Raw genomic sequence first — 13989 nt, forward strand, 5'->3', positions numbered from 1 at the left:
GGGGATGGGGATTGGGGAGTCGGGAATCGGTCAAAGCGGGGCCAGGTGGCCGTGCTGTCGAGGCGCGTCAGCGTTTGGCTGCATTGGCTGGCGCTCATCGCCTGCCAGTTCCCGCCGCACAGATATGCGCGGATGGAGACGCACAAAAAATGGAGACGAACAAAAAAGGCGCCCTCACGGGCGCCTGCTTTTGCGAATCCCCAATCCCGAATCCCGACCTACTCGCGCACCCAGGTCTGCGTGCGGCCCAGGGCTTCAATGCCGACATAGCCGCGCATCTGCAGTTTCTTGCCGCTGTCGGTCAGGGTGATCTTGGCCTTGTAGGTCTTGCCCTTGGCCGGGTCGAGCACCGAGCCGCCGCCCCACACGGCGGTGCCGTCGGGCTTGAGGCCCCACAGGATGGTCATGCCCTTGATCGGCTTGCCTTTCAGCGCACCGTCGCACTTGTCGCAGGTGGGGTTGGGCCCGTGGTTGGATTGCAGGATCTCGACCACCTTGCCGCTCAACGTGCCGTTGGCGGCCTGCTCGATCTGCACCACCGACTTGGGCTTGCCGGTTTCGTCGTCGATGGTCTTCCAGCGGCCCACCGGCGAGTCGGCGGCCTGGGCCAGCAGCGAGGCGGCGGCCAGCGGCAGGGCCAGCATCAGGGTCTTGAAGGTCTTGCGCATGTGTCCCCTCCCAGGGAGTGCAGTGGCCACCGTCGGCGGCCTGATCGCGAATGTATACCGTGGAGTATGGTGGCGGAAAGCCGCGCTGCGGCATGCATTCATGCCGGGCGCCCGCAATGCCGCCGCTGGGCCGCTTCCGCTGACGGGCCGGCTGCGCCTCCCGTCAGTCGTCATGGCCCTGTTCGGCTCGTTTGTGCGTGTCGGCTGTGCGCCCTGCGTGTCCTTGCCGATCACCAGCCACCTGACCACGGCCACCCGCTATCGCAGCGTCACCGGCTTGCGGTTGTCCGCCGGCACGCGGTCGATCAGCTTGTTGTCCGGATCGAAGCCAGCCTCGATCGGCAGGCGGTCGACGGTCATGGTGAAACTGGGCGCGGTGCTGGTGACGTGCTGCCGTTGCAAGGCCAGCACCGGCGCCGGTGCATTCTCGCTGGCCGGAACGCCATAGATCGCCACCTCGATCCAATCGTCCAGCGGCACCGCATGCTCCTTGCCCTTGCCATCGGCCTGCAACTTGGCCGCATGCGTCTGCACGGTGACCTCATAGCGCCCATCGGGGCGCTTGCGTGCCTGCGCGCTTACCACACGGTTGTCGTAGAAGGTGATCTTTTCGAACAGGTCGGTGATCAGCCCTTGCTGGTCCGGGCGCGCCTCGGCCCGAATGGTCTGCAGCAGCTCGGCCGAGGTGGTGTAAGGCGGTTGTTCGAAAGCCTTGGCGGCCAGGAAGCGCTGCAACGCGCGGTTGAGCGCCTGCTCACCGATCTCTTCGCGCAGCCGGTAGAACGCCAGCGAGCCCTTGCGGTAGTGGATGTATTGCTGGTCTTCCACGCGATACAGCGGCAATTCCTCGATGGTTTCGCCGCCACGGCCTTCCAGATAGCGGTCCAGTTCGTACTTGAGAAAGCGCCGCATGTGGGCGCGTCCGTACTCGCGTTCCATCACCATCAACGCCGAATACTGCGCCAGCGATTCCGACAGCATGGTGGCGCCTTGCACGTTCGCGCCGATCACCTGGTGCGCCCACCACTGATGTGCCACTTCGTGCGCGGTGACGTAAAACACGTAGTCGATGTCGTTCTTGTCGCGCAGGTCGGCGATGAAGCCGATCGACTCGGCGTAGGGAATGGTGTTGGCGAACGACTGCGCAAATCGCGCGTAGCCGGGGAACTCGATGATGCGCACCTGATGGTGCTGATACGGGCTGAAATTGGCTTCGTAATAGGCCAGCGATTTCTGCACGCTCTCGATCATGCGTTGCACGTTGTACGGGTGCTTGGGGTCGTAATAGATCTCGATCGGGATGTTCTTGTAACGCGCCTTGCGCACTTGCCAGCGTGCCGACAGGTAGGCGTAGAAGTTGAGCATCGGGCGGTCCATCACGTAGCGGAAGCAGCGCCTGCCATCGCGTTGGAATTCTTTCTGCAGATAGCCAGGCGCCAGGGCGATCTGATCCGGCGCGGTGCAGACGGTGCTGGCAAAATCGAGCCAGTCGGCATCGTCGCTGACGTAGGTGTTGGCGCGCGCGGCCTGGTCCTCGAGCTTGGGCATGCGCGTGGGTTCGCCCAGGCCGCGCTTGCGGCGGTCGTTGCGGTCGCTGATCTCGGTCCGGGGGTTGTAGCCAAACCAGGGCAGCAAGGTGTTGTTGAAGAAGCTGCCGTTGGCAACCAGTTCGGTTTGCGCCTGCTCGGCGGTGAGACCGTGCGGATGCTGGTCCACGCGGAAGCGGAACACCCGCTCCTGCCCGGGTTGCAGTGGTGTGTGCAGGCGATAGATGCGATAGCCGGCCGGGATATCGTGCAGAGTCAGCGTCTGCCCGCCCAGATCCACCTGCACCAGGCTGCGGTCACCTGTGCGGCCCTGCATGCCGATATGCACCTCGCTGATCGGTGTGGAGTGGGTGTTGCGCACCGTCCAGGTGGCATCGATTAGCACCGACTGGGTTTCCGGATGCAGGTCGACATGGTTGTCGACGGCGATGATGCGCGGCTGTGGTAGATCTTTGTACTTGCGGTAATCGCGCTCGTAGCGTGCTTGCAGGTCCAGCTGCTGTTCCGGCGACAGGAAGCTGTTGTGGACGTTGGTGCTCCAGTACAGCCAGCCGCCGACCGCCGCGAAGCCGAGCAGGGTAACCGCCAATGCCGCGCCGGTCGGGCTGCGCAAACGCCGCAACGCCAGCCGCACACGCTGTCGCAACCCGTGGCCCACGCCGCGCGGCCAGAATGCCGAGGACAGCAACAGCAAGGCCAGCAGAAACACGCCCCAATAGCCTTGGAACCACAATTGGCCGGGCAAGAAGTGCCCGTAGCCGTTCATGTCCGAATACGGTGCGTTGGGCCAGCCGCCGAAGGTGTAGAGGTTCTGGGTGTAGTCGAGCATCGACAGCACCGATTGCCCGATCAACACCAGCATCAGCAGCGCATAGCCGAGGAACTTGTTGTTGCTCAGCACCTGCAGCGCCAAGGCCATGCCGCCCATCAGCACGTACAGCACCGAGCCCAGTGCCAGGGTCTTGAGATACAGCAGCGGTTCGATGCTGGTGTAGCCACGGCCCAGCTGCAGCGCGATCGAGGTCAGCGCACCGGCGAGCTGGAAGCTGGCGATCACCCCCAGCAAGGCGACGAACTTGCCGAGCAGCGGCACCCAATCTGGGACCGGCATCGCGTCGGTGATGCCGTCGATGCGGTTGCTGCGCTCCTTCCACACCAGCTCGCCGGCGTAGAAGAGCACCACGATGATCAGCAGGAAGCTGTAGCTGCTCTGCAGGGCGTCCAGCATGACTGAGGTCACCGGCAACACCGCGGTGCCGTAATAGAGTTGGCGAAACAACGCAGTTGGGATGAAGTTGGCCAGGCCCAAGATGAGCAGCACCAGGAACGGCGCACTGCGCACTACGCCCAGCGTATCGAAGCGGATCTGGCCCAGCAGCTGCTTCCACGCCGTGCCCACGCCGAAGTGCGGCGTCACCGTCAGGCGGCTGACCGCAGTAGCCAGAGTGGACGCGGGTTGAGTGGGCGCCGAAGGGGCTGCACCACGGCGCCGGCCCGTACCGCTGCGCTCGGTGCGGAATAGGGAAAACATCGCAGCGAACAACAGTGCGCTCATGCACAGCCACAAGGCCCGGTTGGCAAGCAGATAGCCGCTCAACGGCGGCAGTCCCTGATTGCGTTGTTCCACCGACCAGTAACGCAGCGTCTGCGATAACGCACGAATGCCCAGCGGGTCGGCCAGCGTGGCGATCCATACATTGTCCAGATCGGCGAGCAGGGCGCGGCTCACGCCATAGAGCACGAAAAACACGATCACGCCGATGTAGACCCACAGGATGCTGCGTGTGGTCACCGCCAACAGAGCCAACAGCGCGGTGGTGAACAGCAGGTTGGGCAGCACCAGCACCAGCAATGACCAAAGATAGGGGAATGCCGCCACCGGTCCTAGCCGGGCCTGATCGATCCACGGCATGAATTGCGCAATGAACATGCCCAGCGCAATCACGACGTACATGATCATGCCGGCGATCAGCGCTGCCCCAAGACGGCCGATCAGGTAATCGTGGCGCCGCACCGGGGTAGAAAACACCAGTTCGGCGGTACCCAGGTCGAAATCGCGCAGTACCGCATTGCTGACGAACAGGGTGGTCACCAGCAGGCCGAGCAAGGTGAACATGCCCAGCAGCGTGGCGATCACGGTCGGTGCATTGCGCAGCACGTTGCCGATGCCGCCACCAATCTGCACGGCATCGCTGGCCAGCGCTGCAAAGGCGAGTAGCGCGTACAGCGTGGCCAGCAGCCACAGCAAGGGCGAGCGCAGTTGTTCGCGCAGCTCGAAGCGCAGGAACGCCATGATCATTGCAGCGCTCCGTCAGGCAGCCAGCGCTTGCTTGCGCAGGCGCTGGAAATAGACGTCCTCCAGATCGGGAGCAACCTGTTCGAAACCCGGCTCCGGGCAGTCGGTACTGAACACATGGATCACCGGATGGCCGGCGATCAGGCGCGTGGACAGCACGGTGAAGCGTGCCTCGTACTCGGGCAACGCCTGCTTGCTGACCTGCTTGCGCCAGACCTGCTGATGCAGCATCGCGATCGCATCGGCGGGGCGGCCGCTCAGCAGTACCTGGCCCTGGTTCATGATGGCCATCGTCGGGCACAGGTCGGTGACGTCCTCGACGATGTGGGTGGACAGGATCACCACCACGTTTTCGCCGATCTCGGCCAGCAGATTGAGAAAGCGATTGCGCTCTTCCGGGTCCAGCCCGGCAGTGGGTTCGTCAACGATGACCAGTTGCGGGTTGCCCAGCAGCGCCTGCGCGATACCGAAGCGTTGTCGCATGCCGCCGGAATAGGTGCCGAGCTTGCGCTTGCGCGCATCCCACAGATTGACCTGCTGCAACAGCCGCTCGACCACCTCTCTGCGCTGGCCGCGATCGGTCAGCCCCTTGAGCACGGCGAAGTGATCGAGCATGTCCAGCGCGCTGACCTTCGGGTACACGCCGAAATCCTGCGGCAGATAGCCCAACCGGCGGCGTAAGGCGTCCTTGTCGGTGAGCACGTCGATGCTGCTGCCATCGGCGCCGGTCAGGCTGATGCTGCCCGAGTCGGGCTCTTGCAGCGTGGCCAACGTGCGCATCAGTGACGACTTGCCGGCGCCGTTTGGCCCGAGCAGTCCGAACATGCCGCGAGGGATGTCGAGCGTGACGCCTTGCAGCGCATGCACTCCATTGGCGTAGGTCTTGGATAGCGCACGGATCTGCAGCATGGACGGTTCCTGTGTCCTGGTGTGGTTCGATCTTCATGGCGTTACCGCATTGCCGCATCCGCCGAAAGTCACAGCGACCATCGACTACCAGCGACTAACAAAACATACCGAATGCCCGCCTGGCGGCCGTGCAGTAGCTTTGTTGATCGTTCTGACTCTTCGACGTGCCTCCGTGGCAGATGTGACCGAACCTGCCGGGTCCCTGCTCAACCGACTTCGTACAGCTCCAGCGGCAAGTCGTCCGGGTCGGCAAAGAAGGTGAAGCGGCGGCCCGTATATTCGTCGATACGGATGTCTTCGGTGACCACGCCGTGCGCGTTGAGATGCGCGACGGCCGCGTCCAGCGCTTCGACCCGGAAGGCAAGATGACGCAGCCCGCGCGCTTCCGGGCGGCTGGGGCGCAGCGGTGCGTCGGGAAACGAAAACAGCTCGATCTGGCCGCCGTCCGGCAGCGCCAGGTCCAGCTTCCAGGAATCGCGCGCCTGCCGGTAGTGCTCATCGAGCACCCGCAGGCCCAGGATGTCGCAGTAGAACCGCTTGGACACTGCGTAGTCGCCGGCGATGATCGCCACATGGTGGATGCCGGCCAGCTTCATGCGGCGCCTCGCATGCGTAGCGAACACTGGTGCAGCCCCGATGCCGGCACGGATACGCGAGGCGCAGCGGCTGCACGGCGTGCCGGCCCCCGGGATGCAGTCCGGCGCTGCGCTCGCGCTGCCGGGCGTGTATGCAGGAGGTTTGGCATGGCAACAATCCAGATGAGCAGTCACGAGGATACGCCGGCGCCTGGAGCGTGTCGTGCAGCCCTGGCCGAGCGCAAAGCCTGCGTGGGCCGAGCGCGGCAAGTCGTGCGCACGCCACCCGCGTTATTTGGCTGCACGTCACGCCTGGCCATTGCGTGGCTGTGCTCGCCTGCACGTGCATGGCAGGATGGGGCGCCACCGATCAGAACCACGCATGTCCGAGCCCTCGTCCACCGCCGCACCGCAGTTCCAGCGCAGCATGCAGGTGCGCCATCTGGTGATGCTGTCGCTGGGCGGTGTGATCGGCACGGGATTGTTCTTCAACACCGGCTACATCATCGCCAGCACCGGTGCGCTCGGTACGGTGCTGGCGTACCTGATCGGCGCTCTGGTGGTGTACCTGGTGATGCAGTGCCTGGGCGAGCTGGCGGTGGCGATGCCGCAGACCGGTGCGTTTCATGTGTATGCCGCGCGCTATCTGGGGCCTGCCACCGGCTACGTGGTGGCCTGGCTGTATTGGCTCACCTGGACGGTGGCGTTGGGGTCCAGCCTCACCGCTGCGGCGTTCTGCATGCAGTACTGGTTTCCGCACAGCCCGGCGTGGCCGTGGTGTCTGCTGTTCTGCGTGCTGATTTTCAGTTTGAACATGGTGTCGGCACGCTGGTTTGCCGAAGGCGAATTCTGGTTTTCGCTGATCAAGGTGGTGACCATTGTGGTGTTCATCGTGCTGGGCGGCGCGGCGGTGATCGGCTGGCTGCCGTTGGCCGACGGCAGCCCGGCACCGGGAGTGCGCCATCTGCGCGCCGATGGCTGGTTTGCGCACGGCACCATGCCGATCCTGATGACAATGGTGGCGGTGAATTTCGCTTTCTCCGGGACCGAGCTGATCGGCATCGCAGCCGGCGAAACTGCACAGCCTGCACGCGCAATCCCGCTCGCGATCCGCACCACGTTGATCCGTCTGGTGGTGCTGTTCGTCGGCACCGTGCTGGTGCTGGCCGCGTTGCTGCCAGCGCAGGCGGCGGCAGTGGAGACCAGCCCGTTCGTGCGCGCCTTCGAGCTGCTGGGCATTCCGTATGCCGCAGGTCTGCTCAACGCGGTGATCCTCACCGCGATCCTGTCGGCGGCCAACTCCGGGTTGTATGCGGCGGCCCGCATGCTGTGGTCGTTGGCCAACGAGGGCACCTTGCCGGCACGCTTTGCGCGGCTGACCCGGCGTGGCATCCCGCTGCCTGCGCTGGTGCTGAGCATGCTTGGCGGGCTGCTGGCGCTGCTGACCGGTGTGTACGCGGCCGACACCGTGTTCGTGGCGATTTCTGCAGTCTCCGGGTTTGCGGTGGTGGTGGTATGGCTGAGCATCTGCGCCTCGCACTATTGTTTCCGCCGCCAGCTGCTGCGTGACGGCATCGCACTGGAGAGCCTGGCCTACCGCGCGCCGTGGTATCCGTGGACGCCGCTGATTGGTGGCGCGCTGTGCGTGCTGGCCTGCGCTGGGCTGGCGTTTGACCCGCAGCAGCGCATTGCGCTGTGGTGCGGGATTCCCTTTGTGGCGCTTTGTTACGGCGCCTATGCAGTGACCCAAAGGCTTGCAGCCCGGAGAGTGCGTCCATGACCGTTGTGCCCCGCCAACCGCGCGCCGGCGCGCCCTTCAGTGATGTCTTGCAGCGCGACGGTGAGGTGGTGCTGGATGGCGCGCTGGCCACCGAGCTGGAACAGCGCGGCTGTGATCTCAACGACGCCTTGTGGTCGGCACGGGTGTTGATGGAGCAGCCGGAACTGATCTACCAGGTGCACCGCGACTACTTCGCCGCCGGTGCGCAGTGTGCGATCACCGCCAGCTACCAGGCCACGCCGCAGGGCTTTGCCGCGCGCGGGCTGGGCCTGGCGCAGTCGCAGGCGTTGATCGCACGCAGCGTGGCGCTGGCGGCGCAGGCGCGCGCGGACCACCTGGCCACGCATCCGCAGGCGGCGCCGCTGTGGGTGGCCGGCTCGGTGGGGCCGTATGGCGCCTATCTGGCGGATGGTTCCGAATACCGCGGCGACTACGCGCTGCCGGTGGCGCAGATGCTCGACTTCCATCGCCCGCGCATTGCGGCGTTGGTGGATGCCGGCGTGGATCTATTGGCCTGCGAAACCTTGCCCTCGGCCAGCGAGATCACCGCACTGCGCCTGTTGCTGAAGGAGTTCCCGCAGGTGCATGCGTGGTTTTCGTTCACCTTGCGCGATGCGGCGCATCTGAGCGATGGCACGCCATTGGCGCAAGTGATTCCGAGTCTGGACGCGTGCCCGCAGGTGGTCGCGGTGGGCATCAATTGCATTGCGATCGAGCAGGTCACCGCCGCGCTGCAGTCGCTAGCCGCGCTCACCAGCTTGCCGTTGGTGGTGTATCCCAATTCCGGTGAGCACTACGACGCCAGCGACAAACGCTGGCATTCGGAAACCACAGCGGCGTGTTCACTGGCGACGCAACGCGCGCAATGGCATGCGGCCGGTGCGCGTTTGATTGGTGGCTGCTGCCGCACCACGCCGGCCGACATCGCCGCACTGGTGGCGGCGTGTACGGCTGGCTGAGCGTGCTCAGCCTTTCTGCGTGGCGATCCAGCGTTGCACTTTGTCCTGCAGGATCTCCAGCGGCACCGAACCGTCCTTGAGCACTTCGGTGTGGAAGGCACGCACATCGAAGCGCGGCCCGAGCTCGCGTTGCGCCTGTTCGCGCAACTGGCTGATCTTCATCTCGCCGACCTTGTAGGCCAGCGCCTGGCCGGGAATGGCCAGGTAGCGGTCCACTTCCGCCTCGGCGTCTTCGCGGGTGACGGCCGAGTTCTGCAACATGTAGTCGATGGCTTGCGCGCGGGTCCAGCCCTGGCTGTGCAGGCCGGTATCCACCACCAGCCGGATCGAGCGCAGCAGCGCGTTCTGCAGGTAGCCGTAGTAGTTGTACGGGTCCTGGTACAGCCCCAATTCGCGGCCCAGCGATTCGGCATACAGGCCCCAGCCTTCGATGAAGGCGGTCTCGCCACCGAAGCGGCGGAACTTGGGCAGGTCGGTCAATTGCTGCTGCAGGCCGAGCTGGTAGTGATGGCCCGGCACGCCTTCGTGCAGGAACAGGCTTTCGCCTTCCCAGCGCGGGCGCGCTGGCAGGTTGGAGGTGTTGACGTAGAAGATGCCCGGCGTGTTGTCGTGCGGGTTGGGGCGCATGTACGAGCCGCTGGCCGCGGCTTGCGCGCGCTGTGGCTCCACCGGGCGCACGTCCAGGGCCGGGATGCCCTGGGTGGCGAACAGGCGGGGTACCGCGGCCTGCACGCGGCTCTGCAGGCCGCGGTAGGCGTCCAGCAGTTCGGACTCGCTGCGGAACACGAAGCGCTTGTCGGTCTGCATGAACTTGTAGAACTTGGGCAGGTTGCCGCGGAACTTGACCTGCTTGGCCACGTTCTGGATCTCGCCCTGCAGGCGCGCCACCTCGTCCAGGCCGGTCTGGTGGATCTGTGCCGGGGTCAGGTCGGAGGTGGTGCTCTGGCGCACGTCGTAGGCGTACCAGGCGGTGCCGTTGGGCAGCGCGGCCAGGCCCGCGGTGTCGCGGCAGGCTGGCAGGTATTCGGTGGCGATGAAGCCGCGCAGTGCGCGGTAGGCCGGCATGATGCGGAACTCGATCATGCGCTTGTACTCGGCGGTGATGCGCTGTTTGTCGGCCTCGGGCATGTCGGCGGGCAGGTTGCGGATCGGCCCCCAGAACAGGCTTTCTTCGGCACTGCGCGCAATGATCGCGTCCAGCTGCGGCAGCACTTTCTCCATCAGGGCCTTGGGCTGCACCACCCCGGCCTGCATGCCCGCACGCATGTTGGTGATGGCCTGGTCGAACAGGTCCGGAATGCCGAGCGCGCGGCGCGACCAGTTGTCGTAGTCCTTGACGGTGTTGAACGGCTGCGCGCCGGTGCCCGAGCCCATGACTACCGCAATGCTGGCGATGTTGTAGAACTGGTTGATCGGCAGCATCCAGCTCGGGAATTGCTCGGCCGCCAGGGCGCTGCGCGCATCGCGCACGAAGATCTGGTAGCTGAGCAGATCCTGCCCGCTGAGCCCATCTGGGCCGATCGCCTCCACCTTGGCCAGCCACAGCGTGGTGAAGTCGTGCGACTGCTGGCGGAACGCAGGCGACAGGAAGTTGGGCAGCTGGTCGTTGTAGCGGCTCTCGCCCTGGAAGGTGGCCTGCAGCGGATTGAGCTTCAGCGAGGCATCCCAGTATTGGTCGTACAGCAGCGTGAGTTGCTGTGCCTTGCTCTGCACCACCGGTGCCACCACCGCGCGTGGCTTGGCCTTGGCCTTGGTGCTCCTGGCCGGCTTGGTGGACTTCTTGGCCTTGCCCGCCTTCGCGCGCGTTTGCGAGGTCTGTGCCTTGCCGGTCTTCTTCTTGGCTGCATCGGCCGGTGCGGCCAGCGACAGGCTCAACACGGCGGCCATGGCCAGGGACAGCAGGCGGGAAAAGCTAAGCGGCATTACCGGCTCCGGAAACAAGCGAGCGGGGAGCTTGCCCGATCCGCACCGTTACGGCCAGCCACCAGGGTCATGGCCCGCGCGTGCAATTCATGCACGGCACGGGCAGGGCGCCGCGTAAGGAACAAATGCTGCGGTGCGATAATGTGCCGCACGGCTTGTGCTGCAAGCCTTGACGGCGCCAGGTTCGGTCGCTCGTCGCAGCCGCCTGGCTCAATCGGCGGCAGCTTCTTCGCGCAATTGTTCGGCGCGTTCGGCGCCCAGGTAGGCGTCGATGGCGCGGCGCGCCAGATACAGCAACGGAATCAGCGCGATCGCAAAGCCCATCTTGTAGAGGTAGTTGAGCGTGCTCACTGCCAGGAACTGGTCGATCGACCAATGCTGTGGACCCAGCACGAAGGCGATATAGATCACCACGAAGCTGTCCACTAGCTGCGACACCGCCGTGGAGCCGGTGGCGCGCAACCACACGTATTTTTCGCCGGTGGCGCGGCGGATGCGGTGGAACACCGACACATCGATCAGCTGCCCGAACAGGAACGCCACCAGCGAGCCGCCGATGGTCCACAGGCCTTGCCCGAATACCGCCGCAAAGGCGGCCTGGTAGTCCGGCACGCCTTGGCTCTGCGCGGCGGTGACCCACCAGCCGGCCGGTGCCAGCGCGATGGCCGCAAACGCGAACACGAAGCCGTAGCCGATCAGGCCCACCGCCACCCACGAGATGAAACGCACCCCGCGGCTGCCGAAGAACTCGTTGATGGTATCAGTCATGATGAACACCACCGGCCACAGCAAGGTGCCGGCGGTGAAGCTGAGCGAGCCGGTCTGCCCGAACAGGTTCCAGTTCAATGGCGCGATGCCGAGGGTGTCTTCCAGCGCAAAGATCTTGACGCCGATGAACTCGGCCAGCGCGGCGTTGACGCAGAAGAACGCGGCCAGCGCGATGAACAGCCGTACCGCACGATCGTCGAGGGTACGCACGTGTGTCATGGCGTCAGCGGTCCGCAGTCCGGGTGAAAGGAACGGTCTCCGGCGACACGGCGCCGCCGGAAATGATGAAGCTCATCGCCTGGTCCACGGTCCAGTCGGTGGGCGTGAGCAGCTCCACCGGCACGATCTCCAGATAGCCGGAGGTGGGGTTCGGCGTGGTCGGCACATACACCGCCGCCAGCTCGCGGCCGGTGCCCTGTTCCTTGATCACGCGGGTGACCAGGCCAACCGATTTCATATCGCGATGCGGGAAGTCGATCAGCACCACACGTTGCGTGCTACCCGGCTGCGTCTGCAGGATGTCCAGCAACTTGCGCGCGCTGTCGTAGACCACGCTGGCCAACGGTATGCGCCGCATGATCGCTTCGAACCAGCGCAGCAGCCGCTGGCCGATCACACGCCGGCTCAGGACACCCACGAACAGGATCACCGCCACCGTGGCGATCAGCGCAATGGTGTTCTGCACCCACAGCGCCGTGATCCAGCCCAGGTAATGCGGGAACGAGGCCGCGATGCGTCCGGACAAGGGCACCACCCACGGGCTACTGATGCCCGACAGCAGCGAGAACACGAACTTCACCACCACCCAGGTCAGCCAGACCGGCAGCAAGGTGAGCAGGCCGGTCAGGAAGACCCGTTGCACGGACGGACGATGCGGAGCAGAGGATTCAGACATGCGCGCATTGTAGGCATTCGCTTGCGGCCGGTGGGCCTGTGGTTCGGCCAGCGCGTGGCGTGTTCGCGTCGGTAGCGTGGTGCGGTACAGCCGCCATTCGGGCAATCGCATCCGGTAGGTGGCCCCCGCTAAGATGCCAGCCTTCTCCAGGGAAGGTGTCTGCCATGTTCGCAACGTTCTTGAAATGGGCCCTGCTGTCGGTGGGTGTGGTGGTTGCGTTGCTGGTGGGAGCCTATGCGCTCTCGGCGCGCTGGCCGATCCCGCAGGCGCAGCAGCAGGCGTTGGCGCAACTGCGTCAGCCACGGCCCGCGCCGCCGGCGGGGTCGAATCTGTTTGTCGCGCTGTGGGCATCGCCGTACACGATTCCAAATGACGAACAGCAAGCGGTGCTGGCGCGCGACCTGCAGCGCTTCCAGCGCACGCCGGTCGCAAGCGGATTTCGCAGTGAACTGAGCCGCTATCCCCGCGCGCCGGCGTGGCCGGCGACTGCGCCGCCCAAGTGCAGTTGGGCCGCGTCCGGGTGCCTGGCCCACGTGCGAGCGCAATCGCGCAGCTATGCGGCTGCGCTGGCGCCACAGGCGCCGTTGCTGGCGCGTATGGCGAGCTTCTCGCAGCATGCCTACTACCGCGATCCGTTTCCTCGCCGTATCGACTCGCCGCTGCCGGAACTGCAGGGATTGACGTTGTCGATGACCCAGCACGCGCTGGACTTCGTGCAGGGACGGCAGGCCCAGGCGGTGGCTGCTGTCTGCAGCGATGCACAGGTGGCGCGCGTGTTGTTGCGCAGCGACGAGAGTCTGATCGTCACGATGATTGGTGGGGCAATGTTGCGCGGCAATGCCGACCTGTTTGCGAGCATGCTCAGCGAGCTGCCCGTCAACGCAGCCCTGCCGGCGCAGTGCGCCAGCGCGTTCGCACCGTTGCGCGTCGAGGACAGCAGCCTGTGCGGCGCGCTGCATGGCGAGGCCAGGATTGTCGATGCGGTGTATGCGCAAATGCTCGGCGAAATGGACCAACGCGCGCAGCGTTGGTACGACCGCGCTGTGCTGAAATTTTTCGATGCCGAGCGCACGCGTGCACTGACAGCGCCCAACTACACCTGGGCCTGCAGCGATGCCGTACGCAAGCAGCTGGTGCAGGATGCACGGGTTGACGACAGTGCCCTGGTACCGCCGCCTGCGAAGGATGTTGCCTGTGTGGCCAACGCCGTCGGCTGTGTGTTGGCGGACGCCCAGTACAGCGATGGTGGCAATTATCAGCGTCAGTTGCAGGACACTGCCGCGGCGATGCGGTTGATTGGCGTGGTGCTGTGGCTGCGCGAGCACCCCGATGCGCGCCCGCTCGCGCAGCGCCTGCAGGAGCTCCCGGACGAACTGGTGCGGCCAGCACGTGGCATCACGATTGCAGCGCAAGGGCAGGCTGTGCAGGTGCAGCGTTATGCACGCCACGCGCAAGCGATCTTGCAGTTCCCGCTGGCCGGCAGTGCCTTGGCGAATCCATCGGCGGTATCGCTGCAATGAATTTCGGCGGTGGGCGGACTGCGTGGCTTCGGTATCGATACGTGCAAGCGCGCTGCTGACGCGCACTGCGTGGCGATCACCGCAGCGCCCGTGTTGCTCATCCCCAGACAACGCTGCTGCCGATCACGCAACAGCCGCCAGGAATGCTC

General features: G+C 65.2%; 10 protein-coding genes. 3 read left to right on the forward strand and 7 right to left on the reverse strand.

Annotated features, from left to right (window positions below; genetic code table 11):
- Nucleotides 1-218 precede the first annotated feature (218 nt).
- From QRM89_RS19590 to QRM89_RS19605, 4 genes are all read right to left on the reverse strand, one after another.
- Entirely contained in the window at nt 219-668 is a 450-nt protein-coding gene (locus QRM89_RS19590; protein ID WP_114997528.1) for a DUF2147 domain-containing protein, read from the reverse strand.
- A gap of 258 nt (nt 669-926) precedes the next feature.
- A complete protein-coding gene (locus QRM89_RS19595; RefSeq protein WP_285448759.1) occupies nt 927-4514 on the reverse strand; it encodes a M1 family aminopeptidase in 3588 nt (1195 codons plus the stop codon).
- Nucleotides 4515-4526: 12 nt separating this feature from the next.
- Nucleotides 4527-5420 (reverse strand): ABC transporter ATP-binding protein, encoded by an 894-nt coding sequence (locus QRM89_RS19600; protein ID WP_285448760.1) that lies wholly within the window; start codon nt 5418-5420, stop codon nt 4527-4529.
- A gap of 206 nt (nt 5421-5626) precedes the next feature.
- Entirely contained in the window at nt 5627-6016 is a 390-nt protein-coding gene (locus QRM89_RS19605) for a VOC family protein (RefSeq protein WP_115530076.1), read from the reverse strand.
- Nucleotides 6017-6377: 361 nt separating this feature from the next.
- On the opposite strand from QRM89_RS19605, the gene mmuP reads away from it, so the two are divergent.
- Together mmuP and mmuM are read left to right on the forward strand one after the other, a co-directional pair.
- Nucleotides 6378-7775 (forward strand): S-methylmethionine permease, encoded by a 1398-nt coding sequence (mmuP, locus tag QRM89_RS19610; protein ID WP_285448761.1) that lies wholly within the window; start codon nt 6378-6380, stop codon nt 7773-7775.
- Nucleotides 7772-8734 carry a homocysteine S-methyltransferase gene (gene mmuM / locus QRM89_RS19615; protein ID WP_285448762.1) on the forward strand — a complete coding sequence of 321 codons (963 nt, stop codon included), beginning with the start codon at nt 7772-7774 and terminating at the stop codon, nt 8732-8734. The genes mmuP and mmuM overlap by 4 nt, the downstream gene beginning before the upstream one ends.
- 6 nt (nt 8735-8740) lie before the next feature.
- Here mmuM and QRM89_RS19620 read toward each other — a convergent pair whose 3' ends face one another.
- From QRM89_RS19620 to QRM89_RS19630, 3 genes are all read right to left on the reverse strand, one after another.
- The gene (locus QRM89_RS19620; RefSeq protein WP_285448763.1) at nt 8741-10657 is read right to left on the reverse strand and encodes a DUF885 family protein; all 1917 of its coding nucleotides are present in this window, start codon (nt 10655-10657) and stop codon (nt 8741-8743) included.
- Between the two features lie 210 nt (nt 10658-10867).
- A complete protein-coding gene (locus QRM89_RS19625; protein WP_285448764.1) occupies nt 10868-11644 on the reverse strand; it encodes a queuosine precursor transporter in 777 nt (258 codons plus the stop codon).
- A gap of 4 nt (nt 11645-11648) precedes the next feature.
- Nucleotides 11649-12320 carry a DUF502 domain-containing protein gene (locus QRM89_RS19630; RefSeq protein WP_011036539.1) on the reverse strand — a complete coding sequence of 224 codons (672 nt, stop codon included), beginning with the start codon at nt 12318-12320 and terminating at the stop codon, nt 11649-11651.
- Between the two features lie 164 nt (nt 12321-12484).
- Between QRM89_RS19630 and QRM89_RS19635 the strand changes: the two genes are divergently transcribed.
- Nucleotides 12485-13840: a hypothetical protein gene (locus QRM89_RS19635; protein WP_285448765.1), complete on the forward strand. Its 1356-nt coding sequence runs from the start codon at nt 12485-12487 to the stop codon at nt 13838-13840.
- Nucleotides 13841-13989: the final 149 nt, after the last annotated feature.

Origin of the sequence: Xanthomonas sp. LMC-A-07, assembly GCF_030208825.1 — a bacterium.
Lineage (GTDB): Bacteria > Pseudomonadota > Gammaproteobacteria > Xanthomonadales > Xanthomonadaceae > Xanthomonas > Xanthomonas campestris.

Coding starts and splice junctions, on each gene's coding strand:
- QRM89_RS19590 (WP_114997528.1), bottom strand. CDS start 668: ATGCGCAAGACCTTCAAGACCCTGATGCTGGCCCTGCCGCTGGCCGCC.
- QRM89_RS19595 (WP_285448759.1), bottom strand. CDS start 4,514: ATGATCATGGCGTTCCTGCGCTTCGAGCTGCGCGAACAACTGCGCTCG.
- QRM89_RS19600 (WP_285448760.1), bottom strand. CDS start 5,420: ATGCTGCAGATCCGTGCGCTATCCAAGACCTACGCCAATGGAGTGCAT.
- QRM89_RS19605 (WP_115530076.1), bottom strand. CDS start 6,016: ATGAAGCTGGCCGGCATCCACCATGTGGCGATCATCGCCGGCGACTAC.
- mmuP (WP_285448761.1), top strand. CDS start 6,378: ATGTCCGAGCCCTCGTCCACCGCCGCACCGCAGTTCCAGCGCAGCATG.
- mmuM (WP_285448762.1), top strand. CDS start 7,772: ATGACCGTTGTGCCCCGCCAACCGCGCGCCGGCGCGCCCTTCAGTGAT.
- QRM89_RS19620 (WP_285448763.1), bottom strand. CDS start 10,657: ATGCCGCTTAGCTTTTCCCGCCTGCTGTCCCTGGCCATGGCCGCCGTG.
- QRM89_RS19625 (WP_285448764.1), bottom strand. CDS start 11,644: ATGACACACGTGCGTACCCTCGACGATCGTGCGGTACGGCTGTTCATC.
- QRM89_RS19630 (WP_011036539.1), bottom strand. CDS start 12,320: ATGTCTGAATCCTCTGCTCCGCATCGTCCGTCCGTGCAACGGGTCTTC.
- QRM89_RS19635 (WP_285448765.1), top strand. CDS start 12,485: ATGTTCGCAACGTTCTTGAAATGGGCCCTGCTGTCGGTGGGTGTGGTG.